We start from the raw sequence: 19,025 nt of genomic DNA, 5'->3' as shown, positions 1-19,025 counted from the left end.
TTCCCGGTGCGCGTGGCGTTGGGGCCCGCGTTTGATCCGGAAAGGCGAGACGACCAATGACGGCGACCGTCGACCAGACACCCGCTGCGTCCGCGGAGCAGGCACGCAGAGCAGTCGTGTCGAGCTTCATCGGTACCGCGATCGAGTGGTACGACTTCTTCATCTACGGCACGGCCGCGGCGCTCGTGATCGGACCGCAGTTCTTCCCCAGTGACTCGTCCCTGGCCTCCACCTTGGCCGCGTTCGCGACGTTCGCGGTCGGGTTCGTCGCCCGCCCGATCGGCGGCGTGGTGATGGGGCACTACGGCGACCGGATCGGCCGCAAGTCCATGCTCGTGCTCTCGCTGAGCCTCATGGGCGCGGCGACGGTGGCCATCGGCCTGTTGCCGACCTACGACTCGATCGGCCTGGCCGCCCCGATTCTGCTGGTGCTGCTCCGCTTCCTGCAGGGCATCGGCGTCGGCGGTGAGTGGGGCGGCGCAGTGCTCATGGCGACGGAGAACGCGCCACCCGGCAAGCGCGGCCTCTACGGTGCCGCGCCGCAGCTGGGTGTGCCTGCGGGTGTGCTCAGCGCGAATCTCGTCTTCCTGCTCATGACGTCGCTGCTCAGCGACGAGCAGTTCACCTCATGGGGCTGGCGCATCCCGTTCCTCGCCAGCGCCGTGCTCGTGGGCGTGGCGATGTGGATCCGGCTGGGCGTTCTGGAGAGCCCGGAGTTTCGCGAGGTGCAGCGCACCGAGCGCGTCGCCAAGATGCCGATCGTCGAGGTGCTGACCCGCAACTGGAAGACCGTGCTGCTCGCCGCGGGCACCTTCATCGCCACCAACGGCATCGCCTACGCGTTCATGGTCTACGTCCTCACCTACGGCACCGAGGAGCTCGGTTTCGAGCGCTCGACGATGCTGTGGCTGCTGATCGCCGCGTGTCCGGTGTGGATGGCGGGGATGGCGCTCAGCGCGTGGAAGTCCGATGTGCTCGGCCGGCGTCGCGTCTACATTGTCAGCTCCACCGCGCTGGTCGTGATGGCGGCCGTGTTCTTCCCGCTGCTCGACACCGCGTCGCTGCCGCTCATGGCGCTCGCGATGGTGGTGATGGGCTTCGTGCTCGGCTGCACCGCGGGCCCGCAGTCGGCGCTGTTCGCCGAACTGTTCCCCGCGCACGTCCGCTACAGCGGCGCGTCCCTCGGCTACCAGATCGGCGCGATCCTCGGCGGCGGTCTCGCCCCGTTCCTCGCGACGTCGCTCTATGCCGGGTTCGGTCACTCGCTCGCGATCACCGGCTACTTCGTCGTGCTGGCGCTGATCAGCCTCGGCTCGATCCTGGCGCTTCCGGAGACCAGCAAGCAGGAGGTGAAGGCCTGACATGACCGCCTACTACCACCCGAAGAAGTACCCCGCGTCGGACTTCACCTCGATGGGGCAGGCCGATGAGCCGCTGCCCGTGGTGGTGGCCGGAGCGGGCCCGGTCGGGATGGCGGTCGCGCTCGGGCTGGCCCGGCGCGGAATCCGGGTGACGGTGCTGGAGGCGGCGGACCAGGTGTCCTTCGGCAGCCGGGCGATCTGCATCTCGCGGCACAGCCTGGAGGTCGCCGACCGGCTCGGCTTCGGACCCGAGCTGGAGAAGATCGTGCTCCCGTGGGTCGGTGGCCGCAGCTTCTACCGCGACCAGGAGGTGCTGCACTTCGAGATGCCGCACGGTGACTACGCGGTGCGGCCCCCGATGGTCAACGTGTCGCAGTCCGAGATCGAACAGGTGATGGTGGACGCCCTGCTGGCGCACCCGCTGGTCACCCTGCACTGGTCGGCCGAGGTGACCGGGTTGGAGCAGACCGGCGAGGAGGTCCGGCTGGAGGTCGGCACCGCCTTCGGCCCGCGAACGCTGCGCGCCCGCTGGGTCGTCGCCGCCGACGGCGGTCGCAGCGCGATGCGCTCGCTGGCGGGCCTGCGGCTGGAGGGGACCAGCTACCAGGGCAACTACGTCATCGCCGACATCCACTGGCCGTCCGACCTGCCCGCCGAGCGGCTCGTCTGGTTCGACGCGCCGAGCAACCCCGGCTCGACGATCATCATGCACCGCCAGCCGCGCGACATCTGGCGGATCGACTACCAGCTCGACGCGGCCGAGGACCCGGAGGTCGAGACCGGCGAGGACCGCATCCGCGACCGCATCGCGCGGCACCTGTCGTGGCTCGAGAACGACGTCCCGTGGACGCTGGAATGGCACGGCTTCTACCGCGCTCGCGCCCTGGCCCTGCGCGAGTTCGTGCACGGCCGCGTGGTGTTCGCCGGCGACGCGGCCCACCTGGTGCCGATCTTCGGTGTGCGCGGGCTCAACTCCGGGATGGAGGACGCCGAGACGCTCGCGTGGCAGCTCGCCGCCGTCCTGGAGAACGAGGCCGACGAGGCGCTGCTGCGCGTGTACTCGGCGGAGCGCCGGTCGGCGTGGCAGCAGAACGTGGACAACGCGGGCAAGTCGACGCTCATCATGTCGCCGGGCACGCACGGCTACCGCGCCACCCGGGACGCGATCCTCGCGCTCGCGACGACACGTCCGGAGTTCTCGCACCTGCTGAACCCGCGGCAGTCCAGCGCCACGCACGCCCACGCCTCGCCGTTGACGTGGCCGATCGACCCCGCCGTGGAGGGCGTGCTGCCCGGTGACCCGCTCGAGGACCGGCGGGTGCGCCGGGTGACGGCGGCAGGTGTCGAGGAGACCTCCCTCAACGACGTCCGTGGCACGGGATTCGCCCTGTTCGGGTTCGGGGTCGGGCCCGCCATCGCGGACGTCGTGGCCGCTGCGGCCGAACAGCTCGAGAAGTCGCTGGCTCCGGAGACGGTGAAGGCCGTGGTCGTGTCCGCGCCTGGCACGACGCTCGATCCCGGCGAGGACCTGACCGTGCTCGACGACGCCGGCGGCGAGATCGCGGCCACGCTCGGCGCGCGGCCCGGCGAGGTCTTCGTGGTGCGCCCGGACGGTCTCGTCCTCTGCCGCACGACCGACGTGGCCGAGCTGAGCGACCTCGCCGCCCACGTGCTCGCCGGCACCGCGCCCGCCGGAACGGCTCCGGAGGAGGCCGCCAGCTCGGCGCCCGCCGCCGAACAGGCCCGCGAGAATGTGTGGCTGGCGTTGTCGGAGGCACTGGACGGCGCCGAGGAATCCGACCGCGAGGGTTTTCTGACCAGGCTCGCGATGCTGCTCGGCGACCGGGTCGGCCCGGAGGTGTTCGCCGACTGCGCATCGATCGCCGCGCGAGTGCGCTGAACGACCCCCGGCCCCGTTCGGGTTCCGACAGACCCGGGCGGGGCCGGTGCACCAGCGCTACCGCTCGCTGTCCAGTTCCTCCAGCAGGGGCTCGGCCATCCGCGCACCGGCGGCCGCGCCCGGCGGCACCGCCTTCTCGAGGGCGGCCAGATCGTCGTCGGTGAGCGTGACGTCCGCGGCGCCGAGTGATTCGGCGAGCCGCTCGCGCGTCCTGGCACCGACAAGCGGCACGATGTCATCCCCGCGCGAGGCGACCCAGGCGATCGCCAGTTGCGCGACCGTGACGCCCTTGGTCTCGGCGATGCCACGCACCGCGTCGACCAGCTCCAGGTTGCGCTCGACGTTGCCCCGGTGGAAACGCGGGGTGATGCCGCGGAAGTCGCCCGGCGTGAGCTCGCGGTCCGGGGTCCAGTGTCCGCTGAGTAGCCCGCGGGAGAGCACGCCGTACGCGGTGATCGCGATCCCGAGCTCCCGCGCGGCCGGCAGGATCTCGGCCTCGATGTCGCGCGTGATCAGCGAGTACTCGATCTGCAGGTCGGCGATGGGGTGGACGGCCGCCGCCCGGCGCAGCGTCCGCGCGTTCACCTCCGACAGGCCGATGTGCCGCACGTGACCGGCCTCGATCAGCTCGGCGATGGCGCCGACCGTGTCCTCGATCGGCACCGCCGGGTCCACCCGCGCCGGACGATAGATGTCGATGTAGTCGGTGCCGAGCCGCTGCAGGCTGTAGGCGGCGAAGTTCCTGACGGCTTCGGGGCGGCCGTCGATGCCGTTCCAGCCGCCTTCCCGGTCGCGCAGTGCTCCGAACTTCACGCTGATGACGGCCTGTTCCCGCGCCCGGCCGCGCAGGGCGTCGCGCAGCAACAGCTCGTTGTGGCCCATGCCGTAGAAGTCGCCCGTGTCGAGCAGGGTCACGCCCGCGTCGAGGGCGGCGTGGATGGTGGCCATCGACTCGGCGTCGTCGGCCGGACCGTACAGATCGGACATGCCCATGAGCCCCAGGCCGAGGGCGGAGACGGTCGGGCCGGTGCTGCCGAGCGTGCGGGTCTGCATGGTGCTCCTCCGGGAATGGTCAGTCGGCGTTGCCACGACGGTCCCAGACCGTGGCCGCGCCCGCGAACTCCGGCTCCCGGTCGAAGAGCCGGTCGAGGTGATATCCCAGGACGTCCTGCGCCTCGGGGACCGTGCGCTGTCCGACGAGCACGCCGGTGCCGAGGCCGTGGGCGAGGTTGAGCAGCCGTGCCGCCTCGGCCGCTGGATCGGCGTCCGGGGCCAGCTGCCCCGCGGCGCGGGCGAGGACCGTCGTGAGTTCGCGTTCGAGCCGGCGCGGCCCGTCGACGAACGGCTGTGCCGCCAGTTCCGGGTCGGTCATGGCGAGCACGGCGTACGACGTCCACGTGCGGTGGAAAGCCCGGCTGCGCTCGTCGGTGGGCAGGGCCTCGGCCAGCAGCGCCTCGACGTGGGTGCGTGCCGGAACGGGATCGGGCAGCGTGGCGAGTCGCGCGGCCAACCGCCGGTGGCTCTGCCGTTCCAGCTCGACGAGCGCGGCGTGCATGAGCGCTGCCTTGGTGTGGAAGTAGTACTGCACGAGACGCAGCGACACGCCCGCCTCGGCTGCCACCGCCCGCAGGGTGACCGCGTGCAGGCCTTCGCGGGCGGCCAAGGACAGGAGGCCGTCGATGATCTGCGCACGGCGTTCGGCATGGTCGGCGGTTCTTGGCACGGGTCGCTCCTTGGTGATACACATGTATCATAACCAGGGGGTGTGAGATGGCCGAACGCAAGCCGCCGGGGATGAGCTTCGAGTCGTGGATCGAGAAGCAGATCCGCGAGGCCGAGGAGCGCGGTGAGTTCGACAACCTCCCCGGTGCCGGGAAGCCGCTGTCCAACCTGGACCGTCCGTGGCTGACGACCTACGCCGAACGCGAGGGGCTGTCGCTCGAGGCTGCCCTTCCGGAGCCGCTGCTCCTGCGCAAGGAGGTCGAGCGGTTGCCGGACACCGTCGCCGGCTTGCGCACCGAGGACGAGGTCCGCAGGACCGCGCACGAGCTCAACCTCCGCATCGCGCGGTGGATCCGCTCAGGTGTCGGACCGCGGGTGCATGTCGCGCCTGTCGACGTGGACGAGGTCGTCGCGGACTGGAAGGCGGCGTGCCCCACGCCGGTCCGTCCCGAGCGCACGCCGGACGTACCGCGGCCGAGCGAGCCGCGCGCCCGGTGGTGGCGCCGTCGGCGTCGCCGTTCCTGACTGTCCGCTGCGGGCGAAATCCTTTCGCCGCAAGCGAATTCGGCGTTCGAACACTGTGGACACACGGCTCGGTGCTCTAGCGTCCACGGGCATGACCTCAGACTTGATTTCGGGAGCTGACCTTTCCGACACGCTCGCCGGGCGCTTGCTGCGGCAACGCATCATCGTGCTGGGCCAGGAAGTCGACGACGACGTCGCCAACCGGATCACCGCGGAGCTGCTGTTGCTGGCCGCGGACGATCCGGCCGGCGACATCGCGTTCTACGTCAACTCGCCCGGTGGATCGGTGTCAGCGGGGCTGGCGATCCTCGACACCATGCGGCTGATCGACTGTGACGTCGTCACGGTCGGGATGGGCCTGGCGGCGTCGATGGGGCAGGTACTGCTCACCTGTGGCACGCCCGGCAAGCGTTACGTCTTGCCGCACACGGCCGTGATGATGCACCAGCCGACCGCCGGGATCGGCGGCACGGCGTCCGACATCAGCACGCAGGCGGAGATGCTCTGCCGGAGCAAGCAGGAGATCGCCGAGCTGATCGCCGAACGAACCGGGCAGCCCGTCGAGCGCATCCTCGCCGACGGCGACCGCGACCGTTGGTTCGACGCCGAGCAGGCCCGCGAGTACGGGCTGGTCGACCACATTCTCGGCGGCGGCATCCGTTCCAGGCCGTGATGGCGCGGGGTTGGTCGGCAGTGGCTTGCACACGGCGGGCTCGTGATGGCGGCGGGTTCGGTCGGTGAGTTTTGGCAGGGCGGCGGGCTGGGTCGTTCAGTCGTGCCGGGAGCGGCCGTTCTCGGTTAGCGTGTTCGAGCTCGGTGTCGAAGGCGTTTCGCTCACCTGCCGGCCGGTGTCGTGGCAGCGGCACGACAACGAGGTGCAGACCCGGTGGGCAACGGCGTGCTGCGCTGGCCCGTCATGCCTGGCGGGCGTGCGGGTATGGCATGGGTGGCCGCCCCCGAGTCCGCTCGCTCGGTTGACCGCCGGCAGGCGATAGTGGCGGGTCGGCCCGGGTACGCGCGTGCGCATCACTCCGTGCCCTGAGTCGCGCGGGGCTGCCCCTGTCTCGGTGTGCCCGGCGTTATGGCGTCCGGTAGGTGTGGCCGGCGGGTGTGGTGATGTGCAGAGTGCCGGTGTCGGTGAGGTCGAAGTGCCAGCCGGGGGTGTGTTTGGTGCGGTGGTGGCGTCGGCAGAGGCCGATGAGGTTGCCGGTGTTGGTGGCGCCGCCGCGCTGGTGCGGGATGACATGGTCGAGATCGGTGAACTGGGCGGGCCGGTGACAGGTCGGAAAGCGGCATTCCCGGTCGCGGATGGTGACGTGGTCGGCGGTGACGGCCGGTGGCCGGTAGCGTTCGCAGCCGACGTCGATCGGGGCGCCGGTGTGCGGGTCGGTGATGATGCGCCGCCAGGTGGAGTTGGGGTCGAACGCGATCGCGCGGGCGATCGGCGCCGGGAGTGGTCCGTGGCCGGCGAGGTCTCCGGGGTTGCTCGCCAGACCGGTCAACGTGGCGAAATCGATGTGGATGAAGATTTCCGCCCTCGGCGAGCCACCGCTCGAGTGCTCGCCGAGCAACAAGTCGGTGAACACGTCGGCGCGGAGCTGGTCCATGGTGCGCTGATCCCCGGAGTTGCGCAGGCAACGGGCCCGGCGGTCGATCCGGGCGTAGGCGGCCGAGGCAACTTCGGCGGGCAGGTCAGCAGTCAGGGTGGCCATCGCATGAACGGTGTGCCGCAGCTCGACACGCCGTTCCCGCCGCCGGGCCTCCGCCCGCGCCGCCGCGCCCTCCGGATCGACCTTCTGCACCGCCCGGTTGACCATCCGCCGAATCGACGAGGGGTCCCGCCCAGCCAGCCGATCAGCTACGACTGCATCGACGGCCCGCGCCAGCGAGTCGGATAGGACGGCGGTCGGCTCGGAAACCTTCGACGCCTTGTACGCATCAATATCGCCCCTCGACAACGCAGCCAGCGTCCCCGGAAGTCGGGACACCAAATCCCGCGCCAGCCCTATTCTGATCCGCGCCGCATTCTCCGAAATCGACAATCCCAACGCCAATTCGGACGCCACATCAGCAGTCTCACCACGCGTCGCCGAATAGTCGGCGATCTCCCGTACCTGCAACGCCTGCAGCCGAGCAATCTCGCGCTCCAGCTCGACCAGGCACTCGATAGAACCTTCCCCCATGTCAACGATTCTACCGGAGAATGACGGACCTAAAGGGTGAAGCAAGAAACAACGGAATGTTACCACGATGCCCGTTCCGTGGGGAACTGCCGATGGCAATCAGACAATGCAAGGTGATGCGTGCAGCGGCAGTTTCTCACGGCGCGCCGAAGGCGTGCTTGAAACCCGATCACCCAAGCAACTTCCGGCAACCATCACAAACGCCGGCCGACTCCAAAACGGCCAGAGTCGACAGCAACCTGAAGGACGCCGTGTTCGCGGCGCGCCATGGAAGCAACCGTCCTACCGGGACCGCCCTGCTCTGCCCCCTCAAAACCGCCCCGCAACCGCCAGGAAGTGCTCGGCGCAGTACTCGACGATCTCCTCCTCCGTGGCGGGAAGGGTGCCGTTGAGCCATGAGGTGAGCGTCTGTGCCAGACCGCCGACGAGCATCTCGGATGCGATCTCGAGCCGGGTGCTGCGGCCCATGCCATAGAACTCGCGGGCCTGCAGGCCGAGCAGGGTGACGAACATCCGCGTCGACTCGACCCGCCGAGCGGCGAGCACGGTGCCGTTGAGCGCGGGGGAGAACAGCAGTCTGCCGCGGCGTGGGTCGTCGGCGATCGTGCGTACGAGCCGCGTCAGGCCGGCCCGGACTTTCGCGCGTGCGTTCTCGGGGGCAGCCTGCACGGCCTCCAAGGTGGTGGCGGCGATGTCCTCGACGACGTGGTCGTAGACGGCGACGGCGAAAGCGTCGCGGTCGGCGAAGCTCTCGTAGAAGTACCGTGCCGCCAGGCCCGCCTGCCGGCACACGCCGCGCACGCTGAGGTTGTGCTCGCCGTCCACGGCGCCCAGCAGCTCGAGTCCCGCTTCGAGCAGCTGGGCTCTCCGCTCGGCCTGCCGGTCGCTGCCGGTCACGCCCCCGTAGGTCCGCAGCGGTGCGCTGTCCATGCCTCCATCTTGACACCCCGGCGATGATCGCGTTGCATATCTGCGAACGGGCGTGTGCAGATTGGCCCGGCCGAGGAGGAGCCGACGATGGATGCCACCGTGACGAAGCTGTCCGACGTCCGGCAGGACGTGGTGATCGGAGCCGGGCTGATGGCCGGGGCCGCGAACATCATCATGCAGCTGGCGCGGCCGGGCGTGGGCTACGGCGTGGTCGAGAGCAGGGTCGACGACGGCAATGTGTACAAACGCCCGCTCAAGCGCACCCGTACCACGCTGACGTACCTGGCGGTGGCCATGCTCGGCACCGACGAGGAGCGCAAGGCCTACCGGCGCGCCGTCAACCGGCAGCACGCGCAGGTCCGCTCGACCGAGACGAGCCCCGTGCAGTACAACGCGTTCGACCCGGACCTGCAGCTCTGGGTCGCCGCCTGCCTGTACAAGGGATTCGAGGACATCTACCACGCCTTCGTCGGACGCCTGGAGCCCGGCGAGCTGGACGCGGTGTACCGCGCCGCGGCGCCACTGGGCACGACGCTGCAGGTGAAGCCGGAGATGTGGCCCGCCGACCGGGCGGCGTTCCAGGAGTACTGGGAGCGGTCGTTGGAGAAGGTGTCCATCGACGACACCGTGCGCGAGTACCTCCACGGCATCGCGACCCTGCGGTTCCTTCCCCGGCCGTTCAGTGTCCTCTTCGGACCGTTCAACCTGTTCGTCACGACGGGTTTTCTGCCTCAGGAGTTCCGGGACCAGATGCGCCTGCCGTGGTCTCCGCGCAGGCAGCAGGCTTTCGACCGCTTCACGGCGGTCACCGGCCGCGTCATCCGGGCGCTGCCTACCCCGCTACGGGAGTTCCCGTACAACGCCTACCTGTGGGACCTGCGACGCCGGCTGCGGAGAGGCAAGCCGCTGGTGTGACGCCGATTTGTGCGCTCGCAGCGTGGCCCAGAGGATGAGGTCATGGCCGATGAGGCGACACGCGTGGTGCGCAACGAGGAGTCGAGCCGGTACGAGGTGTGGGTCGGCGACACGGTCGCGGGCTACAGCGAGTACCGGGAGCAGGGCGGTCGGACGGTGTTCAAGCACACCGAGGTGGACGACGCCTACGAGGGCCAGGGGCTCGGCACGACGCTCGCGGCCGGGGCGCTCGACGACGCGATGGGGCGCGGCCAGACGCTCGTGCCGGTGTGCCCGTTCATCGCCAACTACGTCCGCAAGCACAACCAGTACACACCGTATGTCCGCTGGCCGGGCGACGGAGCCGGTTCCGGGGACGACGGCGCCTAGCCTGCTCTGTCGCCTGCGCATAGGCGGCACGACTCCGGGAGCTCCGGCACGCTGCCGGGCGAGGCGCACGTCGCCCGGCAGCGGCACAGCTGCCGACCGCGGCGCGGTACCGAACCCTGCACAGCACCGTGCCCGCGCATCTCGACCGCCCCCGCGCCAATGACCCCGGCACTCGCCGCGGTCCGGTGCCTCAGCGCAGCAGGCTGCCCAGCCGGCGGGCGGCGTCGACCACCAGCGCGCCGAGGGCGTCCTCGTCGCCGACCTCGCACAACGACAGGCCGATGCTCGTCTGCGCGCTCCCGTTCTGGGGCACCACGGCGGAGATGCCGATGACGGAGGACGCGATCTCGCCGTGCGACACCGTGCTCGGCCTGACCTGCCTGTCGATGGTCGCGGTCGGTGTCCTCGGCTACATGGCTCCGTACTGGGCGATGGCGTCGCGTGTGCTGTCGCGGGAGCACACGGCGGTCGGGCTCGCGGCGATCAACACGGTCGCGGCACTCGGCGGGTTCTTCGGCCCGTACGTGATCGGTCAGAACGCCACCGCGGACGACGTGTCGCTGGGGCTGTACTTCCCGATCGGCTGCCTGCTCGTCTGCGCCCTGATGCTCGCGTTCCTCAAGGTTCCGCGCGAGTCCCGGGCGCCGGAGGCCGAGCAGGTCGCGCCCGTGACCACCTCGTAGTAGTTTCGATGTTAACTAATTTCTCCAGGTACTAAGGTTGGCGGCATGGCGGCGGGCGAGCGCGGTGAACTGGACTTCTGGTCCTTCGTCGAGCTCGCCAACCGCCGGCTGTCCAGCGAGTACGGCTTCCGGCACCAGCTCGCCACCGAGCTGCTGCTCACCCTCAACCGGGCCTCCAACATCGTCACCTACGACCTCGAGGCCTCGGTGCACCGCCCGAGAGGCCGGTCGTGGTCGGGGTTCCGGCTGCTGTTCGTGACGTGGCTGGCCGGCCCGCTCGAGGCGAAGAAGGCCGCCGAGCTCACCGGGATGAGCCGGGCCGCGGTCTCCAACCTCACCAAGACACTTGTCGCCGACGGTCTCCTGAGCCGCACTCCGGGTGAGCACGACGGCCGGTCGGTGCTGCTGTCGCTCACCGACGCGGGACACCGGGAGATGATCGACGTGTTCCGCGAGCACAACGAGCGCGAGCACGGCTGGGCGAGCGTACTCTCAGCCGAGGAGCAGCGGATTCTCATCATGCTGCTCGACAAACTGGTGACCAACCGCGACCAGTTCGACGTGCGCGGCCGCAACTGACGTCACACGCTCCCACGCCGATCCGGTCCGGCCCGAGGGCTTGACGGCAACTAGTACATACATTAACTATTACAGGAAGCGTCTTCCGCCCTCGACCGACAGCAAGGAGGCAGTCATGGCGTACTACCGCCAGGTCGGCACCGTGCCGCCCAAGCGCCACACTCAGCACCGGAACCCCGAGGGTGGGCTGTACTACGAGGAGCTGATGGGCGAAGAGGGTTTCGTCTCCGACTCCTCGCTGCTGTACCACCGCAACATTCCCTCGGCGATCGTGGACTCACGCGTCTGGGAGCTGCCCGACCTCTCCACCACGCCGAACCACCCCCTCAAGCCGCGGCATCTGAAGCTGCACGACCTGTTCCCGAAGGAGACCTGGGCCGAGACCGACGTGGTCACTGGGCGCAGGCTGGTGCTGGGCAACGGCGACGTGCGGATCTCCTACGCCGTCTCCACCAAGGACTCGCCGCTCTACCGCAACGCGACCGGCGACGAGATGGTCTACATCGAGTCCGGCCAGGCCACCGTGGAGACCGTGTTCGGCTCGCTGGAGGTCAAGTCCGGCGACTACGTGTTCCTACCGATGTCGACCACGCACCGCTGGCTGCCCCACGGTGAGGGCCCGCTGCGCGCGTACGCGATCGAGGCCAACAGCCACATCGCGCCGCCCAAGCGCTACCTGTCGCGCTACGGCCAGCTGCTGGAGCACGCGCCCTACTGCGAGCGCGACCTGCACGGCCCGACCGAACCGCTGCAGGCCGAGGGCACCGACGTGGAGGTGTACGTCAAGCACCGGGTCGGCGGCGCCATCGGCGGCACGGTGATGGTGTACCCGCAGCACCCGTTCGACGTGGTCGGCTGGGACGGCTGCCTGTACCCGTTCACCTTCAACGTGCACGACTTCGAGCCGATCACCGGCCGCGTGCATCAGCCGCCGCCCGTGCACCAGGCCTTCGAGGGCCACAACTTCGTCATCTGCAACTTCGTGCCGCGCAAGGTGGACTACCACCCACTGTCCATTCCGGTCCCGTACTACCACTCCAATGTGGACTCCGACGAGATCATGTTCTACTGCGGCGGGGACTACGAGGCACGCAAGGGCTCGGGAATCGGGCAGGGCTCGATCTCCTGGCACCCCGGTGGCCATTCGCACGGTCCACAGCCGGGCGCCGTGGAGAAGAGCATCGGCGCCGAGTTCTTCGACGAGCTCGCCGTCATGGTCGACACCTTCCGGCCGCTCGAGCTCGGCGAGGGCGCACTGGCGTGCGAGGACCCCGGCTACGCCTGGACCTGGTCGGGCAGGGGGCCGCAGCAGTGAGCCGGCTTCCCGTCTTCGCGAGGGGGCTGTGCGACGACGCGGCGGTGTTCCCGCCCGGGCTCGCCCCGCTCGCCGACGCCGTGCCCGCGCACCGGGAGCACCGGGCCGGCTCGTACGGCGAGCTGGTGGGGCCGCTCGTCCTCGCCGCCCCCGCGCTCGCCGAGCTGGGCACGCTGATCGGCGACGGTGACCGCCTGGACCTCGCGGTCACCGCGCCGGCCGGCCCGGACCAGGTCACGGCCGCCGTCGAGCAGGCGCGCGCCCTGCCCGTGGACATCGTCGCGTTCGAGGTCGCCGTTCCGGCCGAGATGACCGTCCCGGACTTCGTCGGCGCGCTCGGCCGCGCGTGTGCGGCCGCCCCCGGCGCCACGGTCTACGTGGAAGTGCCGCGCGACGAGCGCAGGCCCGAGGTGATCGCGGCGATCGCCGCGAGCGGGCACAAGGCGAAGTTCCGCACCGGCGGCGTCAAGGCCGAGCTCTACCCCGACGAGCGGGAGCTCGCCGCCGCGATCGCCGCGGTCGTCGAGGCGAACGTCCCGTTCAAGGCGACGGCCGGGCTGCACCACGCCCTCCGCAACACCGACCCGAAGACCGGGTTCGAGCAACACGGGTTCCTCAACCTGCTGCTCGCCACCGATGCCGCCCTCGGCGGCGCCGGGGAGGCGGACCTGGTGGGCGTGCTCTCCGAACGCGACGGGGATACGGTCGCGGCCGCGGTGCGCGGCCTTGGCGACGAGCGGGCGGCGGCCGCCCGCAGGGCATTCGTGTCCTTCGGCACCTGCAGTATCACCGAGCCGCTCGACGAGCTCGTGGAGCTTGCTCTCGTTCCCGAGTCCGTGCGCAGCGGAGAAGGAGTCACCGCGTGACCAGAATCGACATCCCGGAGGGCTCCCTCTTCGGGCTTGCGAACCTGCCCTACGGCGTGTTCTCGACACCGGGCACCGCGCCCCGAGTCGGCGTGCGCGTCGCCGACTCGGTCGTGGACCTTGCCGCGACGCTCGGCGACGACGTCTTCGCCCAGCCCTCGCTCAACGCCTTCATGGCGCAGGGCCGGCTCCGCTGGGAGGAGGTGCGGCGTCAGGTCACCGAGCTCGTCTCGGGTGACCTTCCCGACGACGCCGTCCACCCCGTGTCCGGCGTGACGCTGCACCTGCCCGTCGAGGTCGCCGACTACGTCGACTTCTATGCCTCGGAGCACCACGCCGCCAACCTCGGCCGGCTGTTCCGGCCCAACGCCGAGCCGCTCATGCCGAACTGGAAGCACCTGCCGGTCGGCTACCACGGCCGAGCGGGCACCGTCGTGGTGTCGGGCACCGACATCGTGCGGCCGTGCGGGCAGCGCAAGGCGCCCGACGAGGCCGCCCCGACGTTCGGGGAGAGCAAGCGCCTGGACATCGAGGCCGAGCTCGGGTTCATCGTGGGCACCGGCTCGCCGCTCGGCTCCACCGTGCCCGCCGACGAGTTCGCCGACCGCGTGTTCGGCGCCGTCCTGGTCAACGACTGGTCGGCCCGCGACATCCAGTCCTGGGAGTACGTGCCGCTCGGCCCGAACCTCGGCAAGAGCTTCGCCACGTCGATCTCGCCGTGGGTGGTGCCGATCCTGGCGCTCGAAGCCGCCCGGGTGCCGCTGCCCGGGCAGGACCCGGAGCCGCTGCCGTACCTGCGGGAAAGCGAGTCGTGGGGCCTTGACATCGACCTCGCCGTCGAGTGGAACGGCGAGGTGGTCTCGCGCCCGCCGTACCGGACGATGTACTGGTCGCCCGCGCAGATGCTGGCGCACATGACGGTCAACGGCGCGGCCAGCCGCACCGGCGACCTGTACGCCTCGGGCACCATCTCCGGACCGGAGAAGCACCAGCGCGGCGCGTTCATCGAGCTGACCTGGGGCGGCAAGGAGCCGATCACGGTGAAGGGCGAGGAGCGCACCTTCCTGCAGGACGGCGACGAGGTCGCCATCACCGCCACCGCGCCCGCCGCCGGTGGGGGCAGGCTCGGCTTCGGCGAGGTGCGGGGCCGCATCCTCCCGGCCACGGGTACCGAACGATGACGGGCAAGGTCGTGGCGACCGCCGCCGAGGCGGTCGCGGACATCGGTGACGGCGCGAAGCTCGCGGTCGGCGGGTTCGGCCTGGTCGGCATCCCCGACACGCTCATCGCGGCCATCGCGGAGGGCAGCGCCACCGGGCTCGAGGTGTTCTCCAACAACTGTGGCGTCGACGGGCACGGCCTCGGCGTGCTGCTCGCCGCCGGCCGCATCGCGCGGGTCACGGCGTCCTACGTCGGCGAGAACAAGGAGTTCGCCCGCCAGTACCTCGCCGGCGAGCTGGAGGTCGAGCTGACGCCGCAGGGCACGCTCGCCGAACGGCTCCGGGCGGGCGGCGTCGGTGTGCCCGCGTTCTACACCCCGGCCGGGGTCGGCACGCCGATCGCGGACGGTGGCCTGCCCTGGCGGTACAACACCGACGGGTCGGTGGCCGTGGCGTCCCCGCCGAAGGAGACGCGGGAGATCGACGGCCGCGAGTACGTCCTCGAGAAGGCGATCACCGCCGACTTCGCGCTCGTGCACGCCGAGGTGGGCGACACCGAGGGCAACCTCGTCTTCAACAAGACGGCGATGAACTTCAACCCGCTCGCCGCCATGGCGGGCCGGATCACGATCGCCGAGGTGGAGCGGCTCGTCGAGCCGGGCGAGATCGATCCGGCGCGCGTGCACCTGCCCGGCGTGTTCGTGCAGCGCGTCGTGCACAGCGGGCCGCAGGAGAAGCGCATCGAGAAGCGCACCGTCCGTCCCGCGAGCGAGGAGGCCCGGCGATGACGACAGCGGTGACGGGCTGGTCCCGTCAGGAGATGGCGGCCCGCGCGGCCCGAGAGCTGAATCCCGGCGAGTACGTCAACCTCGGCATCGGGCTGCCGACGCTGATCCCGGCGTATCTGCCCGAGGGCGTGGACGTCATGCTGCACAGTGAGAACGGCATCCTCGGCACCGGGCCCTATCCCACCGACGACGAGGTCGATCCCGACCTGATCAACGCGGGCAAGGAAACGGTGACCGTCCGGGCCGGAGCGTCCTTTTTCGACTCGGCGTTGTCGTTCGGCATGATCCGCGGCGGCCACATCGACACCGCCGTCCTCGGCGGCATGCAGGTGTCGCAGCGCGGTGACCTCGCCAACTGGATGGTGCCGGGCGCGATGGTCAAGGGCATGGGCGGCGCGATGGATCTCGTGCACGGTGCCCGGCGTGTGCTCGTCCTGATGGAGCACACGACGCGCAAGGGTGAGCCGAAGATCCTGCCCGAGTGCACCCTGCCGCTGACCGGCGCCCGCGTGGTGCACCGGATCATCACCAACCTCGCGGTGATCGACGTGGCGGAGCACGGCCTCGTGCTGCGGGAGCTGGCTCCCGGCGTCACCGAGGAGCAGGTCGTCGCCGCGACGGCGGCACCGTTGACGGCGGCATGACAACGGCCTGACAGCGACCACGACGGGGCCCGCGCCGTCCGGCGCGGGCCCCGTCGTCGCGTGCGGGTCGTCGTGGCGGGCGACTCGCACGCGCAGCAGTACGTCGCGGCGCTGCGGCCCATCGCGCGGGGGGCGCAACGGGCAGGCGATCTCGACGGGCCGCGGTGGGTGTCCTTTCTCGACGGTCACCGAGCACGACCCCATCGACACCGGGTAGGTGAAGTGGAACCGGCGGCCGGGGAAATCGCCGGCCTGCGCCCGGACACGGTGTTTGCCATGGCGACCCGGGACGCGCGCCCGCGGTTGGCGGACATGGACCCCGCCCGGCTATGACACGCAGTGGCGACGGGTGCCGAGGCGGGATCCCCGTGGTGGCCGTGCGGGACAACTCGCGCTACGACGCGCCGCCCTCGGCCTGTGTCGAGCGGCGGGGCGCCTCCCCGCCGGACTGCTCGACACCTCGAGCCGCGGTGTTCCGCCGGAACCGCCGTACGCGGCGCTCGCCGACCTGCCGTCGACCGTCTACTTCCTCGTCTTCAGCGACTACTTCTGCACCGCGGAGGTGTGTCCACCGGTGATCGGCAGACGTCCTCGTCTACCTCGATGACAACCACGTGACGTCCGCGTACATGCAGACACTGGTTCCCATTCTCGACCGGGAACTACTCGCCACGCTCGGCTGGAGCTGAGACCGGTCCATCATCCGGACACCGTTGCCGGAATTGCGTACCGCGGGCATTCTCGTCGCCAAGAAAGCACCACCTTCCCCGGCGGACATGGTGTTTTCGGACCTTTGTCTTCTGCAATTCGGACGATGTGATGACGACATTCCTGACGACGACCCCGGTGGCCGAGGCCTCCCTCCTCGAGGAGTGGCGGCGGTGGCGTGATGCCCGGCACCGCGAGCTCCGGGAACCCCACGGCTGGCTGAGCCTGACCGGGCTGCACTGGCTTGACGAGCGCCCACGACCTCTCGACGACCTTCCCGGCCGGTGGAGTGCCGACTCCAGGGCCGTGTGCGTGAGCGCCCGCGCCGGCGACGGGCTCGTCATCGAGGGCCGTCCGGTCGACGGACCGACGAGATCGAGCATTCGTCAGCAGAGATCCGCTGTGTGCGGATCGGTCGGTGACGTCCGGCTGGAGGTGCTGCGCCGTGAGGGACGGTACGGAATCCGAGTGCGCGACCCCGGTCGCCGGTGCGAGCCGGGGGTTCTCCGAGGTTCCCGCGTACCCGCCTACGCCGCAGTCGGTGATACCGGCGCGATTCGCGGTGCAGCCGGTTCCCCGCACGCTGGCGTTCCCGACGTCGCAACCGTCCGTGCGGCAGCGCATGGACGTCGTGGGAACGCTCCACTTCGCCGTCGGGTGCCACGAGCGCTCCCTTGCCCGCCACCCTGGCCGTGGCAGTGCCCTGACCGTCGCGTTCCGCGAGCGCACCAGCGACCGCGCCGTCGCGTCGTGGCGGGTGCCGTCCGTGCCGCGGCCGCGGGCGGGCATGGCGCTACTCGACTTCAACCGTGCGTTCGACCCGCGGTGCCTTCACCCCGTACGGCACCTGCCCCCGGCCTCCGGTGGGCAACATGGTGCCGTTCGCCGTCGAAGCGGGGGAGCGTCATCCGCGCTGACCGTTCCCTGTGGTCGCGCGCCGCCGGATTTCTTTTCGCCGCGTTATTTTCTCCGGGTGATCGGCGGCCTCTTCTTTTCGCTCGGAAAATATTCGACCCGCTCGATCGAAAAGCGGGCGGTTGTTAGTGTGAGGAGCGTATGTCGACCTATTTCTCGCGATTCGCGTATTCGGTTGCCCGGATCACCAGCACTCCCGTGCGGCGCGCCGACGCCGACCCGCTCGACGTGGGAGCCCGGCCATGACCATCGCCACGCGCCCGGACGCGCCCGCCCGGGTCGTCCGCGACGGCGAGGAGGCACTCGCGGAGGCCGAGCGGCTCGCCGAGTGGTTCGCCACCGAGGCCTGCGAACGCGACGCCGACCGGAGGTTGCCGCGCGGGGAGATCGACGTGTTGTCCGGTAGCGGGCTGCTCGCGATCACGGTGCCGCGGGAGCACGGTGGCGCGGACGTCGACGTACGGACGCTCGCTGAGGTGATACGCCGGCTCGCCGTGGCCGACCCCAACATCGCACAGATTCCGCACAGCCACTTCGTCTATGTCAACGTCCTGCGGGAGAACGCCACCGAGGCTCAGCGCCGGTTCTTCTTCGCCGAGGTCCTCGCGGGATGCCGGTTCGGCAACGCCCAGGCCGAGCGGGGCACGCGCACCGCGCTGGACATCGCGACCCGGCTCACCCGTGCCTCGGACGGGTGCTTCGTGCTCGACGGCGCCAAGCACTACGCCACCGGCGCGCTGTTCGCGCACTGGATCTCGGTGCTCGCCAAGGACGACGACGGCCGGCTGCAGGTGGCGTACGTCCCTGCCGGCGCACCGGGTGTGACGGTGGTCGACAACTGGGAGGGAATGGGCCAGCGGACCACCGCCAGCGGCTCCGTCCGCCTGCACCAGGTGCGAGTGCCGGCCGACCATGTCGTGCCGCACCATCTGACGTTCACCCGGCCGCAGCTCCACGGTGCGCTCGCTCAGGTGCTGCACGCGGCGATCGACGTCGGGATCGCCCGCTCGGCGCTGCGGGACGCCGCCGAGTTCGTGCGCACCCGGAGCCGTCCGTGGGCGGACGCCGGGGTGGAACGCGCGTGCGAGGACCCGCTCACCATCCAGCGGTTCGGTGAGCTCGAGGTCCGGGTGAGGGCGGCGGAGGCTCTCCTCGACAGCGCCGCGCGTGCGGTCGACGACGCCCGCGCGCACCTCACCGAGGAGACCGCCGGCGCGGCGTCGGTGGCGGTCGCGGCGGCCAAGGCCTGCGCCGACGGGGCGGCCGTGGAGCTCGGCAGCGCCTTGTTCGAGGTCTGCGGGACCCGCTCGGCCGCCGAGGAAGCCAACCTGCACCGCCACTGGCGCAACGCGCGCACGCACACCCTGCACGACCCCGTTCGCTGGAAGGTCCAGCACATCGGCCGCTACGCACTGAATGGAACGCTGCCACCCCGCACCGGGCAGCTCTAGACCACCGGGAG

Annotated in this window: 19 protein-coding genes and 1 pseudogene; 15 read left to right on the top strand and 5 right to left on the bottom strand. The window is 70.5% G+C overall.

What is annotated here, in order from left to right; translation table 11 throughout:
* Positions 1–56 precede the first annotated feature (56 nt).
* Together ACFSZT_RS20125 and ACFSZT_RS20120 are read left to right on the top strand one after the other, a co-directional pair.
* Positions 57–1,361, top strand: a complete 1,305-nt coding sequence (locus ACFSZT_RS20125; protein ID WP_377391421.1) for an MFS transporter — start codon at positions 57–59, stop codon at positions 1,359–1,361.
* 1 nt (position 1,362) lies between these two features.
* A complete protein-coding gene (locus ACFSZT_RS20120; protein ID WP_377391418.1) occupies positions 1,363–3,261 on the top strand; it encodes an FAD-dependent monooxygenase in 1,899 nt (632 codons plus the stop codon).
* A 57-nt stretch (positions 3,262–3,318) separates the two neighbouring features.
* On the opposite strand, the gene ACFSZT_RS20115 is transcribed toward ACFSZT_RS20120, so the two are convergent.
* Complete coding sequence (locus ACFSZT_RS20115; RefSeq protein ID WP_377391416.1) at positions 3,319–4,314, bottom strand: aldo/keto reductase; 996 nt, start codon at positions 4,312–4,314, stop codon at positions 3,319–3,321.
* A 19-nt stretch (positions 4,315–4,333) separates the two neighbouring features.
* Positions 4,334–4,984, bottom strand: a complete 651-nt coding sequence (locus tag ACFSZT_RS20110; protein WP_377391413.1) for a TetR/AcrR family transcriptional regulator — start codon at positions 4,982–4,984, stop codon at positions 4,334–4,336.
* Positions 4,985–5,031: 47 nt separating this feature from the next.
* On the opposite strand from ACFSZT_RS20110, the gene ACFSZT_RS20105 reads away from it, so the two are divergent.
* Positions 5,032–5,508: a DnaJ family domain-containing protein gene (locus ACFSZT_RS20105; RefSeq protein ID WP_377391410.1), complete on the top strand. Its 477-nt coding sequence runs from the start codon at positions 5,032–5,034 to the stop codon at positions 5,506–5,508.
* A 91-nt stretch (positions 5,509–5,599) separates the two neighbouring features.
* Positions 5,600–6,181, top strand: a complete 582-nt coding sequence (locus ACFSZT_RS20100) for a ClpP family protease (RefSeq protein ID WP_377391407.1) — start codon at positions 5,600–5,602, stop codon at positions 6,179–6,181.
* Between the two features lie 406 nt (positions 6,182–6,587).
* On the opposite strand, the gene ACFSZT_RS20095 is transcribed toward ACFSZT_RS20100, so the two are convergent.
* A complete protein-coding gene (locus ACFSZT_RS20095) occupies positions 6,588–7,691 on the bottom strand; it encodes an HNH endonuclease signature motif containing protein (protein ID WP_377391404.1) in 1,104 nt (367 codons plus the stop codon).
* Positions 7,692–8,000: 309 nt separating this feature from the next.
* A complete protein-coding gene (locus ACFSZT_RS20090; protein ID WP_377391402.1) occupies positions 8,001–8,621 on the bottom strand; it encodes a TetR/AcrR family transcriptional regulator in 621 nt (206 codons plus the stop codon).
* A gap of 87 nt (positions 8,622–8,708) precedes the next feature.
* Between ACFSZT_RS20090 and ACFSZT_RS20085 the strand changes: the two genes are divergently transcribed.
* Together ACFSZT_RS20085 and ACFSZT_RS20080 are read left to right on the top strand one after the other, a co-directional pair.
* Positions 8,709–9,536: an oxygenase MpaB family protein gene (locus ACFSZT_RS20085; protein ID WP_377391399.1), complete on the top strand. Its 828-nt coding sequence runs from the start codon at positions 8,709–8,711 to the stop codon at positions 9,534–9,536.
* 42 nt (positions 9,537–9,578) lie between these two features.
* Complete coding sequence (locus ACFSZT_RS20080) at positions 9,579–9,905, top strand: GNAT family N-acetyltransferase (RefSeq protein WP_377391396.1); 327 nt, start codon at positions 9,579–9,581, stop codon at positions 9,903–9,905.
* A gap of 190 nt (positions 9,906–10,095) precedes the next feature.
* On the opposite strand, the gene ACFSZT_RS20075 is transcribed toward ACFSZT_RS20080, so the two are convergent.
* Positions 10,096–10,218: a hypothetical protein gene (locus tag ACFSZT_RS20075; RefSeq protein WP_377391393.1), complete on the bottom strand. Its 123-nt coding sequence runs from the start codon at positions 10,216–10,218 to the stop codon at positions 10,096–10,098.
* A gap of 16 nt (positions 10,219–10,234) precedes the next feature.
* Here ACFSZT_RS20075 and ACFSZT_RS20070 point away from each other — a divergent pair, with 16 nt between their 5' ends.
* The 9 genes and pseudogenes from ACFSZT_RS20070 to ACFSZT_RS20030 all read left to right on the top strand — a co-directional run bounded on the left by ACFSZT_RS20070 (position 10,235) and on the right by ACFSZT_RS20030 (position 19,014).
* Complete coding sequence (locus tag ACFSZT_RS20070) at positions 10,235–10,588, top strand: hypothetical protein (RefSeq protein WP_377391390.1); 354 nt, start codon at positions 10,235–10,237, stop codon at positions 10,586–10,588.
* A gap of 45 nt (positions 10,589–10,633) precedes the next feature.
* Positions 10,634–11,167, top strand: a complete 534-nt coding sequence (locus ACFSZT_RS20065; RefSeq protein ID WP_377391387.1) for a MarR family winged helix-turn-helix transcriptional regulator — start codon at positions 10,634–10,636, stop codon at positions 11,165–11,167.
* Between the two features lie 115 nt (positions 11,168–11,282).
* Entirely contained in the window at positions 11,283–12,482 is a 1,200-nt protein-coding gene (locus ACFSZT_RS20060; protein WP_377391384.1) for a homogentisate 1,2-dioxygenase, read from the top strand.
* On the top strand, positions 12,479–13,348 hold the full coding sequence (locus tag ACFSZT_RS20055) for a hypothetical protein (protein WP_377391381.1): 870 nt from the start codon (positions 12,479–12,481) through the stop codon (positions 13,346–13,348). The genes ACFSZT_RS20060 and ACFSZT_RS20055 overlap by 4 nt, the downstream gene beginning before the upstream one ends.
* Positions 13,345–14,529 carry a fumarylacetoacetase gene (gene fahA, locus ACFSZT_RS20050; RefSeq protein ID WP_377391378.1) on the top strand — a complete coding sequence of 395 codons (1,185 nt, stop codon included), beginning with the start codon at positions 13,345–13,347 and terminating at the stop codon, positions 14,527–14,529. Before ACFSZT_RS20055 ends, fahA begins: the two co-directional genes overlap by 4 nt.
* The gene (locus ACFSZT_RS20045) at positions 14,526–15,296 is read left to right on the top strand and encodes a CoA transferase subunit A (RefSeq protein ID WP_377391374.1); all 771 of its coding nucleotides are present in this window, start codon (positions 14,526–14,528) and stop codon (positions 15,294–15,296) included. The genes fahA and ACFSZT_RS20045 overlap by 4 nt, the downstream gene beginning before the upstream one ends.
* On the top strand, positions 15,293–15,940 hold the full coding sequence (locus ACFSZT_RS20040) for a CoA transferase subunit B (protein ID WP_377391371.1): 648 nt from the start codon (positions 15,293–15,295) through the stop codon (positions 15,938–15,940). The genes ACFSZT_RS20045 and ACFSZT_RS20040 overlap by 4 nt, the downstream gene beginning before the upstream one ends.
* 1,126 nt (positions 15,941–17,066) lie before the next feature.
* Positions 17,067–17,565 (top strand): annotated as a pseudogene (locus ACFSZT_RS20035) (DUF1684 domain-containing protein).
* 240 nt (positions 17,566–17,805) lie between these two features.
* Complete coding sequence (locus tag ACFSZT_RS20030) at positions 17,806–19,014, top strand: SfnB family sulfur acquisition oxidoreductase (protein WP_377391368.1); 1,209 nt, start codon at positions 17,806–17,808, stop codon at positions 19,012–19,014.
* The last annotated feature ends 11 nt before the right edge of the window (positions 19,015–19,025 follow it).

Source organism: Prauserella oleivorans (assembly GCF_042685745.1).
Lineage (GTDB): Bacteria > Actinomycetota > Actinomycetes > Mycobacteriales > Pseudonocardiaceae > Prauserella_A > Prauserella_A oleivorans.
The sequence above is the reverse complement of the archived record's forward strand: the minus strand, read 5'-3'. Positions and strand labels throughout refer to the sequence as shown.

Excerpts from the sequence above, each read along its gene's own strand:
- ACFSZT_RS20125 (WP_377391421.1), top strand. The coding sequence starts at position 57 with ATGACGGCGACCGTCGACCAGACACCCGCTGCGTCCGCGGAGCAGGCA.
- ACFSZT_RS20120 (WP_377391418.1), top strand. The coding sequence starts at position 1,363 with ATGACCGCCTACTACCACCCGAAGAAGTACCCCGCGTCGGACTTCACC.
- ACFSZT_RS20115 (WP_377391416.1), bottom strand. The coding sequence starts at position 4,314 with ATGCAGACCCGCACGCTCGGCAGCACCGGCCCGACCGTCTCCGCCCTC.
- ACFSZT_RS20105 (WP_377391410.1), top strand. The coding sequence starts at position 5,032 with ATGGCCGAACGCAAGCCGCCGGGGATGAGCTTCGAGTCGTGGATCGAG.
- ACFSZT_RS20100 (WP_377391407.1), top strand. The coding sequence starts at position 5,600 with ATGACCTCAGACTTGATTTCGGGAGCTGACCTTTCCGACACGCTCGCC.
- ACFSZT_RS20095 (WP_377391404.1), bottom strand. The coding sequence starts at position 7,691 with ATGGGGGAAGGTTCTATCGAGTGCCTGGTCGAGCTGGAGCGCGAGATT.
- ACFSZT_RS20090 (WP_377391402.1), bottom strand. The coding sequence starts at position 8,621 with ATGGACAGCGCACCGCTGCGGACCTACGGGGGCGTGACCGGCAGCGAC.
- ACFSZT_RS20085 (WP_377391399.1), top strand. The coding sequence starts at position 8,709 with ATGGATGCCACCGTGACGAAGCTGTCCGACGTCCGGCAGGACGTGGTG.
- ACFSZT_RS20080 (WP_377391396.1), top strand. The coding sequence starts at position 9,579 with ATGGCCGATGAGGCGACACGCGTGGTGCGCAACGAGGAGTCGAGCCGG.
- ACFSZT_RS20070 (WP_377391390.1), top strand. The coding sequence starts at position 10,235 with ATGACGGAGGACGCGATCTCGCCGTGCGACACCGTGCTCGGCCTGACC.
- ACFSZT_RS20065 (WP_377391387.1), top strand. The coding sequence starts at position 10,634 with ATGGCGGCGGGCGAGCGCGGTGAACTGGACTTCTGGTCCTTCGTCGAG.
- ACFSZT_RS20060 (WP_377391384.1), top strand. The coding sequence starts at position 11,283 with ATGGCGTACTACCGCCAGGTCGGCACCGTGCCGCCCAAGCGCCACACT.
- ACFSZT_RS20045 (WP_377391374.1), top strand. The coding sequence starts at position 14,526 with ATGACGGGCAAGGTCGTGGCGACCGCCGCCGAGGCGGTCGCGGACATC.
- ACFSZT_RS20040 (WP_377391371.1), top strand. The coding sequence starts at position 15,293 with ATGACGACAGCGGTGACGGGCTGGTCCCGTCAGGAGATGGCGGCCCGC.
- ACFSZT_RS20030 (WP_377391368.1), top strand. The coding sequence starts at position 17,806 with ATGACCATCGCCACGCGCCCGGACGCGCCCGCCCGGGTCGTCCGCGAC.